The organism is Novosphingobium sp. HR1a (genome assembly GCF_015594425.1).
Classification (GTDB): Bacteria; Pseudomonadota; Alphaproteobacteria; order Sphingomonadales; family Sphingomonadaceae; genus Novosphingobium; species Novosphingobium resinovorum_A.
This window is the reverse complement of the sequence record NZ_JABXWS010000119.1, coordinates 31,193-46,410: the sequence shown is the minus strand read 5'-3', so window position 1 is coordinate 46,410 and position 15,218 is coordinate 31,193. Positions and strand designations below refer to the sequence as shown.

At 62.6% G+C, this 15,218-nt stretch carries 17 protein-coding genes and 1 pseudogene; 10 read left to right on the top strand and 8 right to left on the bottom strand.

All coding sequences use genetic code 11. The features are described 5' to 3' along the window. The 5 genes from HWN72_RS30425 to HWN72_RS30405 form a co-directional block, all read right to left on the bottom strand. A partial coding sequence (locus HWN72_RS30425) for an FAD/NAD(P)-binding oxidoreductase (protein WP_248006489.1) occupies positions 1 to 701 on the bottom strand: 701 nt, incomplete at its 3' end. Next, positions 698 to 1,132: a TIGR01244 family sulfur transferase gene (locus HWN72_RS30420; RefSeq protein ID WP_046406874.1), complete on the bottom strand. Its 435-nt coding sequence runs from the start codon at positions 1,130 to 1,132 to the stop codon at positions 698 to 700. The genes HWN72_RS30420 and HWN72_RS30425, both read right to left, overlap by 4 nt. An 18-nt stretch (positions 1,133 to 1,150) precedes the next feature. After that, positions 1,151 to 1,576, bottom strand: coding sequence for a DUF6691 family protein (locus HWN72_RS30415; protein ID WP_008830449.1), 426 nt, complete (start codon positions 1,574 to 1,576; stop codon positions 1,151 to 1,153). After that, a complete protein-coding gene (locus HWN72_RS30410; protein WP_205499208.1) occupies positions 1,576 to 1,992 on the bottom strand; it encodes a YeeE/YedE family protein in 417 nt (138 codons plus the stop codon). The genes HWN72_RS30415 and HWN72_RS30410 overlap by 1 nt, the downstream gene beginning before the upstream one ends. Positions 1,993 to 2,012: 20 nt before the next feature. After that, positions 2,013 to 2,930: an MBL fold metallo-hydrolase gene (locus tag HWN72_RS30405; RefSeq protein WP_037519521.1), complete on the bottom strand. Its 918-nt coding sequence runs from the start codon at positions 2,928 to 2,930 to the stop codon at positions 2,013 to 2,015. A gap of 85 nt (positions 2,931 to 3,015) precedes the next feature. On the opposite strand from HWN72_RS30405, the gene HWN72_RS30400 reads away from it, so the two are divergent. From HWN72_RS30400 to HWN72_RS30390, 3 genes are all read left to right on the top strand, one after another. Further along, on the top strand, positions 3,016 to 3,639 hold the full coding sequence (locus HWN72_RS30400; protein WP_037519507.1) for a peroxiredoxin: 624 nt from the start codon (positions 3,016 to 3,018) through the stop codon (positions 3,637 to 3,639). Continuing rightward, on the top strand, positions 3,639 to 4,046 hold the full coding sequence (locus HWN72_RS30395) for a metalloregulator ArsR/SmtB family transcription factor (RefSeq protein WP_008830445.1): 408 nt from the start codon (positions 3,639 to 3,641) through the stop codon (positions 4,044 to 4,046). The genes HWN72_RS30400 and HWN72_RS30395 overlap by 1 nt, the downstream gene beginning before the upstream one ends. A gap of 70 nt (positions 4,047 to 4,116) precedes the next feature. Next, complete coding sequence (locus HWN72_RS30390) at positions 4,117 to 4,620, top strand: DsrE family protein (RefSeq protein ID WP_008830444.1); 504 nt, start codon at positions 4,117 to 4,119, stop codon at positions 4,618 to 4,620. A gap of 47 nt (positions 4,621 to 4,667) precedes the next feature. Here the strand turns inward: HWN72_RS30390 and HWN72_RS30385 are convergent. Further along, positions 4,668 to 5,380: pseudogene (locus HWN72_RS30385) on the bottom strand (IS5 family transposase). Between the two features lie 406 nt (positions 5,381 to 5,786). Between HWN72_RS30385 and HWN72_RS30380 the strand changes: the two are divergent. From HWN72_RS30380 to HWN72_RS30370, 3 genes are read left to right on the top strand one after another with little or no spacing between them, the layout of a single operon-like run. Then, a complete protein-coding gene (locus HWN72_RS30380; protein ID WP_037519505.1) occupies positions 5,787 to 6,431 on the top strand; it encodes a recombinase family protein in 645 nt (214 codons plus the stop codon). Then, positions 6,431 to 8,092 carry an IS481 family transposase gene (locus tag HWN72_RS30375; protein ID WP_008830442.1) on the top strand — a complete coding sequence of 554 codons (1,662 nt, stop codon included), beginning with the start codon at positions 6,431 to 6,433 and terminating at the stop codon, positions 8,090 to 8,092. The genes HWN72_RS30380 and HWN72_RS30375 overlap by 1 nt, the downstream gene beginning before the upstream one ends. Then, a complete protein-coding gene (locus HWN72_RS30370; protein ID WP_008830441.1) occupies positions 8,092 to 9,063 on the top strand; it encodes an ExeA family protein in 972 nt (323 codons plus the stop codon). Before HWN72_RS30375 ends, HWN72_RS30370 begins: the two co-directional genes overlap by 1 nt. 172 nt (positions 9,064 to 9,235) lie before the next feature. Here HWN72_RS30370 and HWN72_RS30365 read toward each other — a convergent pair whose 3' ends face one another. After that, a complete protein-coding gene (locus HWN72_RS30365; protein WP_228168132.1) occupies positions 9,236 to 9,871 on the bottom strand; it encodes a thermonuclease family protein in 636 nt (211 codons plus the stop codon). Beyond that, the gene (locus HWN72_RS30360; RefSeq protein WP_248006488.1) at positions 9,868 to 10,749 is read right to left on the bottom strand and encodes a toprim domain-containing protein; all 882 of its coding nucleotides are present in this window, start codon (positions 10,747 to 10,749) and stop codon (positions 9,868 to 9,870) included. The genes HWN72_RS30365 and HWN72_RS30360 overlap by 4 nt, the downstream gene beginning before the upstream one ends. A gap of 635 nt (positions 10,750 to 11,384) precedes the next feature. On the opposite strand from HWN72_RS30360, the gene HWN72_RS30355 reads away from it, so the two are divergent. From HWN72_RS30355 to HWN72_RS30340, 4 genes are read left to right on the top strand one after another with little or no spacing between them, the layout of a single operon-like run. Beyond that, entirely contained in the window at positions 11,385 to 12,065 is a 681-nt protein-coding gene (locus HWN72_RS30355) for a lytic transglycosylase domain-containing protein (RefSeq protein ID WP_211152287.1), read from the top strand. Then, positions 12,062 to 12,430, top strand: a complete 369-nt coding sequence (locus tag HWN72_RS30350) for a TrbC/VirB2 family protein (protein ID WP_211152286.1) — start codon at positions 12,062 to 12,064, stop codon at positions 12,428 to 12,430. Before HWN72_RS30355 ends, HWN72_RS30350 begins: the two co-directional genes overlap by 4 nt. Before the next feature lie 60 nt (positions 12,431 to 12,490). Next, positions 12,491 to 12,835 carry a type IV secretion system protein VirB3 gene (locus HWN72_RS30345; RefSeq protein ID WP_211152285.1) on the top strand — a complete coding sequence of 115 codons (345 nt, stop codon included), beginning with the start codon at positions 12,491 to 12,493 and terminating at the stop codon, positions 12,833 to 12,835. Continuing rightward, a complete protein-coding gene (locus HWN72_RS30340; protein WP_211152284.1) occupies positions 12,828 to 15,218 on the top strand; it encodes a VirB4 family type IV secretion/conjugal transfer ATPase in 2,391 nt (796 codons plus the stop codon). The genes HWN72_RS30345 and HWN72_RS30340 overlap by 8 nt, the downstream gene beginning before the upstream one ends.

The following is a 15,218-nucleotide window of genomic DNA, read 5'->3' as shown; positions in this document are numbered from 1 at the left end:
GAACGTGGCGACGCGGCGATCGGCGTCGACCGCGACCAGTTGGACTCAAGCCTGAGATCGATACCGTACTTCTCGACATATTCCATCAGCGCCGGGACGTAGGTCGGGACCCCGAACAGGGCTGCGCCGGCATTATGGAACTCGACGTCGATAGCTGGGAGAACGCCGCTATCCCGCCAGATGTCGCAGGAGAGATACATCGCTTTCTGCGGTGCGCCGGCGCACTTGATCGGCATGGGTGGCTGCGAGAACAGCGCCCGCCCCTGCCGCAATTCCTTGACGAGCTGGTAGGTGTAGGGTGCCAGATCGTAGCGATAGTTGGAGGTGACGCCGTTGCGGCCGAGAGCCTCAGGCAGCCCTTCGATCTTCTCCCACGCCAGGCGCAGCCCGGGCGCGACGACCAGAACGCGATAGGTCAATGTGTCACCGTCTTCGAGCTCGACCGTGTTACGGTCGGGGTCGATGGCAACGGCGGGCAACCGTACCCACTTAACGCCCTTTGGCATTATGTCGGATTCGGCCTTGCGCGTCTGTTCGGGAGTGAAGACGCCGGCCCCCACCATCGTCCAGCCGGGCTGGTAATAATGGTCGGTCGCCGGATCGACGACCGCGATCGTCACTTTGGCGTTGCGCTTCAGAATGCTGGAAGCGGTCGCGATGCCGGCGGCACCGCCCCCGATGATGACGATGTCGTAGGTCATTGATCAGCCCTTTCGGAACGGCGCTTCAGCGCAGGCGTGAGATCGGCAAGGTCGTACCCGGCTGCCTTTGCTTGGTCGACGATCGTCGCCGGGTCGGCGCGATCGGCCTCGGCCAACGCCCACAAGGTCGCCGCGCGCGTCCCGCTACGGCAGAAGCCGAGCGTCGGCTGTGGCAGCGTGGCTAGCGCCTCCTTCATGCGATCCGCATCGGCGTCAGTCGCCTTGCCCGGTACGATAGGGACATGGGCAAACGCGAGACCGTGGTCGCCTGCCATTCGGGCCATTTCTTCCGCGCTTGGCTGGCCCGCCTCCTCGCCGTCCGGGCGGCTTGAGATGATCGAGCGATATCCTGCCTTCGCGGCAGCGGCGAGGTCGTCTTGCGTCAGCTGGGGGGCGGCAGAGAAGGACGAGGTGATCTGCTTGAAAGCCATGTGATGTCTCCTGTCTGATCAGGCCGAACGGCGGGAAGTGAATGCAAAGCGGTGGACGGCAACGCCGAGGGCCATTGCAGCGATGAAGACCAGTGCCGGCAGAGGCTGGATCGCCAGTGCGGCAATGGCGGGACCTGGGCACAATCCGACGATGCCCCAGCCTATGCCGAACAAGGCCGCACCGCCGATGAGGCGCCGGTCGATCGGCGAGGTGGCGGGCGTGTGGAATTGTTCGGCCGCGATCGGGGTCGAGCGACGCCGCACGACGAACCAGGCTATCGCCATCGGCAGGATCGCGCCTGCCATGACGAACGCCAAGGTCGGGTCCCACGCGCCGGTGACATCGAGGAACGCGCGCACCCGCGCCGGATCGATCATTCCGGAGATGGCAAGGCCGGCGCCGAACAGCGTCCCGCTAGCGAGTGAAATGAGGTTCTGGCGCATCACAGTATCACCCCGGACAGACGCATGATCGTGACCGTGACGACGCCGGTCGCCATGAACGTGACGGTCGCGGCGATGGACCGGGGCGACAGGCGGGACAGGCCGCATACGCCGTGACCACTGGTGCACCCGGACCCAAGCCGCGTTCCGATACCGACGACCAGACCGGCGACGGCAATCAGCGAAAGCGATGCCGGAAAGCTGGCTTTCACGCCCAAACTGGCCGCAGCAATACCCGCGCCCAAGGGCAGACCCGCGGTAAAGAGCAGCGCGAGGGCCCATGGTGGACCTCCATCGGTAAGACCCAAAACTCTTGCGAACATGCCGCTGACACCGGCGATGCGCCCGTTGCCCAGCAGCATGATCGCCGCGGCGACACCGATCATCAGCCCGCCGATGAAGCCTTCGAGCGGCATGGCATGGGGAAAGCCTGGCATCACAGCGCATCCAGCGGAATTTTGAGGTAGCGGGTGCCGTTGGCTTCCGGCTCCGGCAGATGACCACCGCGCATGTTCACCTGGATCGAGGGCAGGATGAGCTTCGGCATCGACAAGGTGGCGTCGCGACTGGTCCGCATCGCGACGAAGTCGTCTTCGCTGACCCCTTCGTGGACATGCACGTTGCCGACACGCTGTGCGCCTACAGTCGTCTCCCAGACATATTGGTCGCGACCCACCGCCTTGTAGTCGTGGCAGAGGAACAGGCGCGTCTCGTCCGGCAGCTGCATGAGCCGGCGGATCGAGCGGAATAGCTGGCGTGCGTCGCCACCAGGGAAGTCTGCCCGCGCGGTGCCGTAATCGGGCATGAAGAGCGTATCGCCGGTGAAGACCGCGTCCCCAATCGCATAGGCCATGTCCGCCGGCGTATGGCCGGGCACGTGCAGCGCAATGGCGTCGATGTTGCCGATGGCAAAGCGGTCGCCGTCCTCGAACAGCCGGTCGAACTCGGAACCGTTGCGCTCAAAATCGGTGCCGGCGTTGAAGATTTTGCCGAACACGTTCTGAACCCGGATGATCTCACGACCGATCGCGAGCTGCCCGCCAAGCGCCTGCTGAAGATAAGGTGCCGCAGACAGGTGATCGGCATGAGCATGGGTTTCCAGCAGCCAATCGACCGTCAGTCCCTGATCCCGCACGTAAGCGATCACTGCGTCCGCCGACGCGGTTTTGGTCCGGCCAGCCGCGGCGTCAAAATCGAGGACGCTGTCGACGATCGCAGCCTTTTTCGTCGCCACGTCCCAAACGACGTAGGTCGCTGTGTTGGTAGGCTCATCAAAGAAGGACTGAACGACCGGCGATCCGGCCGCTTTTGCGCGTCTGATCTGGGCGTTGGCTTCGCTCAAAACCGGGTCCATGACCATCTCCATTTAAACAAACTCATGGTTTATGTAGCTGTGTAAGCGTATTGCGTCAACGGGGTGTTCGTGCCATTTGGGAGGAATGGAAATGATGGAAGCGAACATGCCGCGCTCGCTGCGCATCGGGGATGCAGCCCCGAACTTCACCGCCCGCACCACTCAGGGCGAGATTGCGCTCGATCAGTATCGTGGGCGCTGGATTGTGTTTTTCTCGCACCCTGCTGACTTCACGCCGGTTTGCACGAGCGAGTTTGTGGCCTTGGCTAAAGCGGCCCCTCAATTCGAGGAGCTGGATTGCGTATTGTTGGGGCTGTCGGTCGACAGCCTCTACTCTCATGTCGCCTGGCTTCGCGCGATCCACGACGTTTTTGATGTCGAGGTGCCGTTTCCGGTGATCGAGGATCCGTCGATGGCGGTTGGGTATGCCTACGGCATGCTCGACGAGCAGGCTGGCGATGCCTCAACGGTACGTGCAACCTACTTCATCGATCCCAAAGGCATTATCCGCGCACTCAGCTGGTATCCGATGAATGTCGGGCGCTCGGTCGACGAGATGCTTCGCACGGTCAGGGCGTTGCAGCGTTCGGCCGATGGCGAGGCCTATACGCCCGCTGACTGGCAGCCGGGCGACGACGTGCTCCTGCCTCCCGCTTTGCCGGGGAACGCAGGCGCCGACTGGTTTCACCAGACGAAGGCTGACCGGTGATGGCGATCTACCAGTCCCGCGCGCTTGCCGACGTTGCAGTCGAGAAGCTGCGCGTGTTCGCGCAGCCGCAGCGCCTTATGATCCTGTCCTATCTGCTGGGTGGCGAACGGCAGGTGGCGGACATCGAGGCGGCCACGGGCGTGACCCAACCAGCGCTCAGTCAGCAGCTTGCCGAGCTGCGGCGCGCCGATCTGGTGAAGACCAGGCGTGAGGCGAAGCAGGTTCACTACCGTCTTGCCGACGATGCAGCCGCACTGTGTGTGCGAACCCTGGAGGCGATGTTCGGAGCCGACGATCTGTCGGCTCCCCAAACGGCCCCGGCCCCCCGCCCAGTGCGACCGCGCGAGACGCCGTCCGTGGTTCGACCGCAAAACATCGGTGCGGCCGTTTTTGCGAGAGTTGGCTGATCATTTCGGCTGAAGAAGGAAAAAGCGGATGCGTATGCCAATCATTGCTCTTGCAGGATGCTTGTCACTCATGAGCAGCGTCAGTGCTTCAGCCGGCGTGCCTAGGCAGGCGGTGATACCGGGATATGGCGCGATCACACCCGTCGAAGGTGCTGCGGAACGGCCCGATCGCAAGTTGCGCTATCGCGTGCTGTTCAATGTGACCAAGGCCGCGGCAACGCCGGATAAAATCAATCCATCGCTGGAGAAGGTCGCCCGCTTTTTGAACCTGCTGGGCAACGATGGCGTTCGTCCAGAACAAGGCGATGTCGTCGTGATCGTCCACGGTCCGGCGACGCCCATCGTTACCGAAGATCGCGCCTATGCGACAAAGACGGGAGTAGCTGCGAATCCCAACCTTGCCTTAATTGAGGCGTTGAAAAAGGCGGGTGTATCCGTTCGGGTATGCAGCCAAGCTCTTATCGGAAACGGGATCGACCCCGCTACGGTAGGAAAGAGTGTCGAAACTGACGTGTCTGCGCTGACGACTATGGCGACTTTGCAACTGCGTGGTTGGGCACTGATCCCCGACTGATCACGCCGACACGTTTACTGTTTCGCCGTTCTAGGGTCTGTTGAGGTTCACCGTGAATTGATGACGGCAGCGGCAAGGTAGATAGCGGCGGAGAAGCTGGTGTCAGTTTTGTCGGCACGCATGGCGATGCGTTTGAACTCCTTCAGTTTGCAGAAGAAGTTTTCGATGAGATGTCGCCACTTGTAGATGTCGAGGTCGATAGGGATCGGTCTGGCGCGGCGTGGGTGCTGGGAAATGACGATCTGCGCACCGCGCTCGTTGAGGTCGGCGATGATGGCATTGCTGTCGAAGGCTTTGTCCGCGATCATACCTCCAAACTCGATGCCCTTGACCAGCGGTTCGACGCCAACGGTGTCGAACCGCTGTCCCGGCATGAGGACGAAGCGGACGAGATTGCCCAGCGCGTCGGTCAGCGCGAGGATTTTGGTCGTCATGCCACCTTTCGAGCGGCCGATGGCCTGGCTGCAAGTCCCCCTTTTGCGCCTTGTCCGTGGCGGTGGACTTTTACGATCGTGGCATCGACCATCGCATATTCCATGTCCGGCTCCTCGGAGCAGGCATCGAACAGCCGCTTGAAAACATCGGCTTTCACCCAATCCCGGTAACGACGAAACACCGTGTTCCAGTTGCCGAAGCCCGTTGGCAGGTCGCGCCACGGACTGCCTGTCCGCACGACCCACAGGATCGCCTCGACGAATAGACGGTTGTCGCCGCCGCTACGCCCGGGATCACCCGGCTTGCCATGGCAGTGGGGCGCCATCCTCGCCCATTGGGCGTCGGTCAGAACAGATCGGTCCATCCGCAGCGTGAATCAGAAAATCCCAACCAATGGAATCCTGAAACTCAACAGGCCTTAGTCCGTAACGCTGCTGGTGTCATAACCGGTCGGTTGTGACACCAGCAGACTACCATAGCTTTCGGCAAGTTTACGGTGCCACAATCCCGCATCAGAAAGCGTCCGCTTCCAGAAGCTCTGAATGCATCGGCTAAGCCGATAGTTGGCGAATTCTGCCGACCGTGCCGAAGTTGGCTCCGCAAGGAAAACGAGCGGTTTTCTCGCGGTCTGACAATGCCGGTCCCGGCAATCCGAAAAGAGCAAGAAAACCCGTTGTGAAAACCAGCGCCATCTTGCACCATGCCGGTAGTCTTTTCTGGCGGGGTACGCATTGCTCATTGGCTATATCCGAGTGTCCAAGTCGGACGGCACGCAAACGCTGGAGCCGCAGCGCGACGCGCTGTTCGCGGCCGGCATTGATCCGTCGCGCATCTATGAGGATATGGCATCGGGTCGCCACGATGCGCGGCCTGGCCTGACCGCCTGCCTGAAGGCGCTTCAGCCGGGCAACACGCTCGTCATCTGGAAGCTGGACCGCCTCGGCCGCGATCTGCGCCATCTGGTGACGACGGCGGAGGATCTCCGGTCGCGCGGGATCGGGTTGAAGGTGCTGGCAGGTGCCGGCGCGCAGATCGACACGACGTCTGCCAATGGCCGTCTCGCTTTCGGCATCTTCGCGGCGTTCGCCGAGTTCGAGCGCGAGTTGATCGCCGAGCGTACCCATGCCGGCCTTGCTGCGGCGCGCGCGCGCGGTCGCATGGGCGGTCGGCCGCGCAAGATGAACCGGGCGACGCTGACGATGGCGATGGCGGCGATGTCCGATCGAGGTGTCGTCGCGGCTGATGTCGCTAAGCGGCTCGGGATCACGACCACGACCCTGTATGTCTATGTCAACGGCGACGGCACCCCCAAGGCGCCGGGGCAGGCGTTGCTCGATGCGGGTCCCACTCGGCAACCGCAAAGCCAGGCTGCATAATGAGCGCGGGCGTCACGGTCCCCATCGAGGCGATCGTGACGCTCCGACGTCGTTTGGCGGCATTGCCGGCAAGGCATCCCGAGCGGCAGCCGCTGATGACATCGACCGCCGAACTCTACGACATCAGCCGCGCTACGCTCTACCGGCTGTTGCGCGGCGAGCGAAGGCCGAAGGACGCACACCGTGCCGATCGTGGCCTGTCGCGCACCATGCCTGCCGGCGAGATCGAATGGTGGTGTGAGGTCGTTGCGGCGATGAAGAGCCGCACGACCAACCGTCAAGGCCGTCGTCTCTCGACGAAGCGTATCCTCGAAATCGTCACCGAACACGGTGTCGAGACCCCCGATCGCGGTCTGGTGAAGCTGCCGGCAGGTCGGTTGGCTGCCTCGACACTCAACCGGCACATGCGGCAACGGGGATACGACACCGAGCGGATGACGCGCGAGCCGGCTGCGGTGCGCTATCAGGCCGAACGCGCCAACATGCTCTGGCATTTCGACATGAGCCCGTCGGATCTCAAGCAGTTGAAGGCCCCGACCTGGATCGATCCCGATCGTAATGGCGCGCCTACGTTGATGCTGTTCTCGGTGGTCGATGACCGGTCGGGCGTCGTCTACCAGGAATATGCGCTCGTCTATGGGGAGGATGCCGAGGCGGCGCTGCGCTTCCTGTTCCGTGCGATGGCACCAAAGGAGGACAATCCGTTTGGAGGTATTCCGGAGAACATCCAGCTCGATGGCGGCCCGGTCGGCAAATCGAGCGTGTTCAAGGGGGTCATGGAATGTCTCGGGATTACCGTCACTCCGCACATGCCAGCAGGGTCGGACGGACGCCGCACGACCGCGCGCGCCAAGGGGAAAGTCGAGCGCCCGTTCCGCACTGTCAAGGAAGCGCACGAGACGCTGTACCACTTTCACGAACCCGCCAGCGAGGAGGAGGCCAATCGCTGGCTGGCGCGCTACATCGCCACCTACAACAGCGGCGACCATCGTCGCGAGCCGCATTCTCGGATCGACGACTGGCTCGGCCACCTGCCCGATGGCGGCATTTGCGCCATGTGCAGTTGGGAGCGCTATTGCGCATTCGCGCGCGAGCCAGAGCGCCGCAAGGTCGGCCTCGACTGCCGGCTGACCGTCGCCGGCGTTACCTATGAGGTCACGTCCGAAGTGGCCGGCGAAACGGTTGTCGTCTGGTGGGGGCTGTTCGACCAGGAGCTATGGGTCGAGCATGGCGATGACCGATACGGCCCGTTCGATCCGGTCGGAGGGCCGGTGCCGCTGCATCGCTATCGCAAGCATCGCAAGAGCCGGCGCGAGGTCCGCGCGGATCGCGTCGATGCGCTGGCGACGAAGATCGGAATCCCTCGCTCGGTCTTGACGGGCGAGGACGACATCGTGGTGATCGGTCGCAAGCCCACCGATGGGATCGCACCTGTGCCGGCCCGGCCATTCGCCGATCCAGATCCGTTCGCCGAACTCACCTTCGCCACGCCGCTCAAGGCACGCTTCGCCATATCCGAGGAACTGCGCCTGCCGCTTGGCGGCCTTTGCGAAGAGGACCGCGCCTTCATCGACGCGTTGCTCGCGCGCACGCTGTCCCGGCCCGAAGTGATGGATGAAATCCGCAGGCGATTCCCGCCCGGCCACAGACGGAGCGGCTGATGCAGACCGAGGTGATGCGCTATTACGGGCTGGCCCGGCCCCCGGTCGATCTCGGCTTCTTCGAGACCGAGCATCATGCCCAGCTTACCCATGATCTGAAGACCGCGATCACAGGTGGTCGCCTGATCGCGCTTACGGCCACCATCGGCTCGGGCAAGACCGTGCTGACGCGGCGACTGCGCGAAGAACTAGAGCGCGAGGGCCGTGTGATCGTCTCGCGCGCGCTCAGCCTGGAAAAGGCCAAGATATCGGTGCCGCTGCTGGTTGCAGCGCTGTTCTATGATCTTTCGTCTGAGAAGACCGTCTCGATCCCAAGCCAATCGGAACGGCGCGAACGCGATTTGCAGGAGCTGTTTCGCAAGGCCAAGCGACCGGTCGCGCTGTTCGTCGACGACGCCCACGACCTCCACCCAAAGACGCTGACCGCGCTCAAGCGCCTCGTTGAGCTTGTCACCGAGGGCGGCGGTCAACTGGCCGTGATCCTCGTCGGCCATCCGAAGCTGCGCAACGACCTGAAACGCCCGCTGATGGAGGAAATCGGCGACCGGACGACCGTGTTCGAGTTTGGCGGCCTGCGCGATCGGCAGCGCGACTATATCGACTGGGCGCTGCGCACCGCACTGTCGCCGGGGATAGAACCCGATGCCGTGCTGACCGAAGACGCCGCGATCCTGCTCGCCGCCAAGCTTAAGACACCGCTCCAGATCGGCCGCCATCTCGTGCGCGCGTTCGAAGCCGGGTTCGAGGCCAGCGTGAAACCGATCGATGCCGCTACCGTAGAGGGTGTGCTGTCACGCCAGATTGACGACCTCGAACCCCAGCTTACCCGCCACGGCTACGATACGAAGAGCCTGGCGGACCAGTTCGACGCCAAGCCGGCGGAGATACGGCAACTGCTCCGGGGCGGGCTTGATCCGGCTCGTGCGCGCGAGCTGACCGACGATATGCGCGCGGCAGGATTACCGCTTTGACCGCCGTGTCCGCGATCCCGCGCCGCTCGGTGAACATCTCGCGTCCGTCGCATCGAATGTGATTTGCGTCTCACCGAACGTGCGCCGGCTGATCGCCAGCGTCTCACATAATTCAAGCGCGAAAGCCCCCTCTATTGCAGTTCCGGGCGATCATCATTGCGAGCCGCTACAATTACCGCGTCGAGCGTGCGCCGGCGATTGCCCCCGGCTCCTTTTTGATCGTGCCCACATCGCACCCTTGCGGAACTTGCGCACGCTGCACGGCAAGCTGCCGCATCCCTTCGTAATCGACACCCCACAAACCTGCGCGCTGGGCTGCTGCTTGGCGCATCAGGTCGACATAGGCGCCGCCTGAATAGACGCGGTAATCGACGGCATAGCCTTGAGCGACCATGGTGGCGCCCACGCTCGCCTTGTTGCTGGGGAAGCGGCAGGACAGATTCAACCGCCCATAGCTCTTGGCTGTGGTGCGGCACTGTTCTTCGCGTCGCAGGGCATAGTCAAACAGTGACGCCGAGCACGTCAGCCCGCCATCGCGGGCCGCCAGCTCACGCAGCGCCTCGCTCGCCAGCGCCTTGAGCTGCGGCCGATCGTCGTCAGGTGCATCGATCCCGACAATCCGCACGCGACCGTTTGAGAAATCGACGGTATCGCCATCGATAATCCGGGGAGAAGGAGAGGATAGCTGGGTCTGCGATGCTTCGACCAGCGATGCCTTGTTCTGCGCGATGGAATAGACCGCCACGACAACGAAAGTCGCCCCCATCATCCAGCGCTGATAGGGCGGTACGCCGGGAAACAGCTTCATGCTGCTCGGATCTCGCGCAGGAGATCGTTCCAGTCGCCGCTGTGTGGCGGCAGCTTGGTGAGTAGCCTACGGCCATTATTGGTCAGGTGAGGGGTGGCCCGTTCTACGGCGCGCGCCGCTTCGACGCCGTGCTGGCTGTAGAGGATGACGGTGTGGATGCTCTCCGGGATCGCAATGCCCTGATAGCGCTCGATGCCCAGCACCGGCCAGACGAAGTGACCGGGTTCGAGCAGGTTCATCACGCTTGCGGCATCCTCGACGCCTTCTGCGAGACGCAGCACGCCATCGGTTGGAATACCGCCCCAGCGCACCGCGCCGGTGCCGGGATTGCCCAGCATACGCTTGGGTTCGGGCATGTCGGCCTTCCAGCGGCCATCGGGCGTCAGGAAGGTGCGGTGGATCGCAACGACGCCGGCGTCTTCCTCGATCGGCACGATCAGCGCCGGGGCAAACGCCTTGGCGGCGCCTGCACCGCACTGGCAACGCGGATCGAAGCGAGCGTTGATCCCCTCGGGCACGATCGCACGGGTGCGCAGGTAGCGATCGGCGAGGGTGCCGACATAGGGGTCAGCATGACGCCAGACTGCAAGGGCGACCTTGTTGAGATCAGTCTTGCTCTCCTGACGCTGCCCCGGATCATGATCGGGGCGCGCGAGGATCTTGCCGGACCGAAGCGCCGTCATGATGGCTTCGGCAGTGCAGCCGGCGAAACAGTGGAACAGCACGGCGCGGTCGCCTACGCGAACGGAAAGGCTTGCCTTGCTATCGGAATGGGCAGGGCATCGGCACATGGCAAAATCGCCCGTCCATCGGCCGCCAAGCTGGCGAACAATTCGGTCGGCCTGTTCCTCAATCGTAGCGATATGCCGTCGGGCCATTTAAGACACCTCCGTTGAAGCGCCTTGTCATGCTATCGCAGCGCGATACAGGACACCAGCGAAAACCATATAAATCGCTTGTAGGGTTGGAATGGAATTAGAGCTACTACTGGAACGCGAACTTACGACGCATCGCCCTCCAGGTGGGACGATCACAGACGTTCACGTGTGCCAGCACGACTCCGGCAAGTGGCACATCAATATCCGCGTGAGCTGGCGGGGAACTGCACTTTTCCATGTGGGGCTGTACGACAAGAAGCGCATCCGCTTGTATAAGCGCGCTTCTTCCGCGATCCGACATATCATTCTAGGATATGGCTACGAGGGCGTAATAAGTTTGCACCCATATCCGGGCATGAGGGACGAGGCGACGTTTTAGCGGGGTAAGCTGTTCGCAGTAGCAGCAACCCATGTCGCTTTCGGGGTGGCCATCACGGTTTTCTTAACATAGCCTGTTTTCACAACTGGAGTGAAAACATGGCAAATCGCTTATGTTCATTCCCGGTGTGCGTCGCGCATAATGCCGCGTTGATCGCATCGGTTTCGGCCCGGACCGCCGACTCTCGCATTACTGGCGATCGTGGAATGACGATCGCGCTCTTGCCCTATGCCCCTGACATAGAAAGCTGCAAGCGGTGACGCTTCCCGCCGCAGTCGTCATGGGCCTCGCCGCGCAATGCGCGCCAGATGTGGCTCCAGAGACAATCGCGGCAATCGTGAAAACGGAAAGCCAGGGCTACGAGCTGGCGATCAACATCAACGGATTGGGTCACAAGGTCGCCCAGCCAACTACACTGGCGCAGGCGATCAGCATCGCGCGCGCCTATGTCGCCAAAGGCTATTCCGTCGATCTTGGCTTGGGACAGATCAACTCCCGGAACATGAAGGCCCTCGGCCTGACGTGGGATACGGTCTTCGAACCCTGCACGAACATCGCTGCTGCCGGGGCGGTTCTCGCCGGAAATTATCGTCAGGTCAGAAACGGGCTGCACCCGCAACGCGCGCTGCGCATAGCGCTCTCCATGTACAATACCGGATCGCAGTCACGTGGCTTTGCCAATGGCTATGTGGGGCGGGTGGTCGGCAATGCCGGCTTCGCCACCACCGCCCAGCCTGCGACGGTCCCATCGACCGCAATTACCAGCACGGCTGACACCGCAACCGCAGCGACGGTGCTGGCCGCCCTGGTCGAAGAAAATACGTCCGACATGGGGACGCCTCGCGCGGCTCCATCCCCCCCGCCGCCATCGTGGGACGTGTTCGCAAAGGCGGAATTTGAGCGAGCCAGGCTCGCCGGAGAAGGAGACAACCGATGAACCTTGTGTCGCTCGGCGTGCCGACGCTCACCCTTCGATCCCGCGTCACCGCCCGCATCTACGCATTATCGCCGCGCCGTCGGAAACTGGCGCGCATCCTGTCGATGTTCGGCCTGGTGGCGCTGGCCTCGCTGCTCTCCGCCGAACCCGCGCTGGCGCAAACCAATCTCGAAAGTTTCGGCCAATCCGTACTGAACCTTCTCAGCAACGGCCTGCTGCGTACCGTCGCCATTCTCGCGATCATCGCCGCAGGATTTGGCTGGCTGACGGGCCGTGTCAATACCGGTGCTCTTGTCACCGTCATCATCGGTATCGCCCTGATCTTTTCCGCGCCGTGGATCGTCGACCAGCTCAACGCCGGCTGATCTTTGCAAGGCGGGGCGAGGGCCGCCCCGCCATCACCGCATAATGCCTAAGGTTCGCACATGGACGAGGATCGGGAAATCATGGCGCGCAATCCGCTATTCCTGGCGGTGACGCGCCCTGCGCTGTTCGCCGGTATTCCGATCGAAGCGGCCGTGGTCATCCTGCTGTCCTCGGTGATTGTGCTGATCGGGTTCAACAATCCCGTATATGCAGCAGTCATCGCGGCGGTGATGTTCGGCCTTTCGCGGCTGATCGTCCGCCATGACGTGAACGCCTTCCGCCTCATCTTCCTGTGGGGACGCACCAAGGCGGCCAACCGCAACCGGGCATTCTGGGGTGGCTCCAGCTACACCCCGCTGCCTCTCAAGGGAATCAAGCGCAAGGGATTCGGTCGCAATGGCTAAGCCGAACCGCCTGTCCGACCAGGTGCCGATGAAGGTGGCTCTCAAAGAGGTGCTGCCGACCAAGTTCCTGCCATACGCACGCCATGTCACCGACGAAGTGGTGGCGCTGGATTCCGGCGCCATCATGCTGTCCTTCGAGTTGCAGGGCCGTGCATTCGAGACGGCCGACGTGCGTGATCTCAATGACTGGCACGCCAAACTCAATGGTATGTTGCGCAACCTGCACGACGATCGCCTGTCGATCTGGACGCATCTCGTGCGTGCGCGCGTCGAGCAATATCCTGGCGGCAATTTCCGGTCGCGGTTCGCGCGCGACCTCGATGCCGCCTATTTCGCGCGGATGAACAAGGAGCGGATGTTCATCAACCGCTTCTTCGTGACGCTGGTGCTGCGTCCTGCGATCCACGGCGCCGACAAGCTGGTCCAGCTCTTTAAGAGCAAGGCCCGAGCTGGCGCGGAGGCGAATGCCATTGACGTCGATCTCCTCGAAGCCCTGGAAGACAAGGCTCGCGATTTTGAGAAGCTGATGGACCGATGCGCACCGCGCCGATTGGCGATCTACGGGCACAATGGTCTGAAATTTTCCGAAACGATGGAAGTCGCGGAAATGGTGATGACCGGGAGGCATCGGCGTGTCCCTATCATTCGCGGCCACCTCGGTAGCGCGCTGTATCGTCAACGGGTGATCTTCGGCGGTGAGACGGTCGAGGTCCGCGACGCCGATCGCAGTGCGTTCGGGGGCATCTTCGGCATTCGGGAGTATCCGGCGTTCACGACGCCGCGCCAGTTCGAATCCCTGCTCGCAGTCGATTTCGGCTTCGTGCTCACCCAGTCCTTCACTTTCCTCGGCCGCGCTGCGGCTTCGGAGCGGTTCCGTCTGCGGCAAAAGCAAATGGAGAATGCCGACGATCGCGCCGTCAGCCAGATGCTCGATCTCGAAGATGCGGCCGACGATCTGATGTCCAATCGCTTCGTCCTGGGCGACCACCATTTCACGCTGGCGGTCTATTCCGACAGCCTGAAGGGGCTGCGCGATAATATGTCGATCGCGCGCGCGGCGCTGGCCGACACCGGCATGGTTGCCGCCCGCGAGGGGGCCGCGCTCGAAGCGGCCTATTGGAGCCAGCTCGTCGGCAATTTCCAATGGCGTGCAAGGCCAGCGCCTATCACGTCGCTCAATTTTGCAGCGTTTTCCCCGTTCCACACATATCCCGCCGGCCTTGCCACCGGCAATCATTGGGGCGACGCCATCGCGCTGATGAAGACGAGTGCCCGAAGCCCGTATTTCTTCAGCTTCCACAAGCGCGACCTGGGCCATACGCTGGTCATCGGGCCTTCCGGGGGCGGCAAGACCGTCATCGTCAACTTCCTGATGGCGCAGGCTGAGAAGACGGGCGCGCGACAGATTTTCATCGACAAGGACCGCGGCGCACAGATTTTCGTGCTGGCTTCGGGCGGCACCTATCTCGCTTTGGGGAATGGCACACCCACGGGCTTTGCTCCTCTCAAGGCGCTGGAGAATACTGCGGAGGATCGGGCCTGGTTGTCGCTCTTCGTGCGCCAGCTCGTCCGCACCGAGAGCCGCCCGATCTCGGTTCAGGAAGAACGGATGATCGACGAAGGCATTGCCGCAGTGATGCGGCTGCCCCGCGATGATCGCTCGCTCGATGCCCTGCGCTCGATGCTGGGCATGTCGGATGCAGGCGGCGTCGGCGCCCGTCTGGAGAAATGGACATCGCGCGGCTCGATGGGGTGGGTGTTCGACAATCCGGCGGACGAAATGACGCTCGATACCCGCTTCATCGGTTTCGACATGACGGATTTCCTCGACAATGACGAAATCCGCGCGCCGGTGATGCTGTACCTGTTCCACCGGATCGATAAGCTACTGACTGGCGAACGCACCATCATCGCGGTCGACGAGTTCTGGAAGGCGCTGGGCGACGAGGCTTTTCGCAGCTTCGCGCAGGACGGCTTGAAGACCTACCGCAAGCGCAACGCGCTGATGGTGTTCGCCACGCAGTCGCCTGCGGATGCTCTCAAAAGCGACATCGCCCATTCTATCCTTGAGCAGGTCGCAACCCAGGTAATGCTTCCCAACCCCAAAGGCGCGCGCCGTGATTATGTTGACGGCTTCTCACTGACCGATGCCGAATTTCAACTGATCCGCGAGGAGCTTTCGCCGGAATCCCGCAAGTTTCTGGTGAAGCAGGGCCATGACAGCGTGGTGGTCGAACTGGATCTGACCGGCCTCGATGATGAACTGGCCGTCTTGTCGGGACGCGCGGAAACCACGTCCATCGCCGTCGAAGCGGCTGCCGAATTTGGGCCGGACCCGGCGACCTGGCTCCCGATCTTCCACCAACGTCGTCGTCCGAGCTGA

What these genes read in the sequence shown, in the direction of transcription:
- HWN72_RS30370 (WP_008830441.1), top strand. Translation starts at nt 8,092, where the DNA reads ATGCAGACCGAGGTGATGCGCTATTACGGGCTGGCCCGGCCCCCGGTC.
- HWN72_RS30410 (WP_205499208.1), bottom strand. Translation starts at nt 1,992, where the DNA reads ATGCCGCTCGAAGGCTTCATCGGCGGGCTGATGATCGGTGTCGCCGCG.
- HWN72_RS30400 (WP_037519507.1), top strand. Translation starts at nt 3,016, where the DNA reads ATGGAAATGATGGAAGCGAACATGCCGCGCTCGCTGCGCATCGGGGAT.
- HWN72_RS30350 (WP_211152286.1), top strand. Translation starts at nt 12,062, where the DNA reads ATGAACCTTGTGTCGCTCGGCGTGCCGACGCTCACCCTTCGATCCCGC.
- HWN72_RS30365 (WP_228168132.1), bottom strand. Translation starts at nt 9,871, where the DNA reads ATGAAGCTGTTTCCCGGCGTACCGCCCTATCAGCGCTGGATGATGGGG.
- HWN72_RS30340 (WP_211152284.1), top strand. Translation starts at nt 12,828, where the DNA reads ATGGCTAAGCCGAACCGCCTGTCCGACCAGGTGCCGATGAAGGTGGCT.
- HWN72_RS30395 (WP_008830445.1), top strand. Translation starts at nt 3,639, where the DNA reads ATGGCGATCTACCAGTCCCGCGCGCTTGCCGACGTTGCAGTCGAGAAG.
- HWN72_RS30420 (WP_046406874.1), bottom strand. Translation starts at nt 1,132, where the DNA reads ATGGCTTTCAAGCAGATCACCTCGTCCTTCTCTGCCGCCCCCCAGCTG.
- HWN72_RS30405 (WP_037519521.1), bottom strand. Translation starts at nt 2,930, where the DNA reads ATGGACCCGGTTTTGAGCGAAGCCAACGCCCAGATCAGACGCGCAAAA.
- HWN72_RS30375 (WP_008830442.1), top strand. Translation starts at nt 6,431, where the DNA reads ATGAGCGCGGGCGTCACGGTCCCCATCGAGGCGATCGTGACGCTCCGA.
- HWN72_RS30415 (WP_008830449.1), bottom strand. Translation starts at nt 1,576, where the DNA reads ATGCGCCAGAACCTCATTTCACTCGCTAGCGGGACGCTGTTCGGCGCC.
- HWN72_RS30390 (WP_008830444.1), top strand. Translation starts at nt 4,117, where the DNA reads ATGAGCAGCGTCAGTGCTTCAGCCGGCGTGCCTAGGCAGGCGGTGATA.
- HWN72_RS30345 (WP_211152285.1), top strand. Translation starts at nt 12,491, where the DNA reads ATGGACGAGGATCGGGAAATCATGGCGCGCAATCCGCTATTCCTGGCG.
- HWN72_RS30360 (WP_248006488.1), bottom strand. Translation starts at nt 10,749, where the DNA reads ATGGCCCGACGGCATATCGCTACGATTGAGGAACAGGCCGACCGAATT.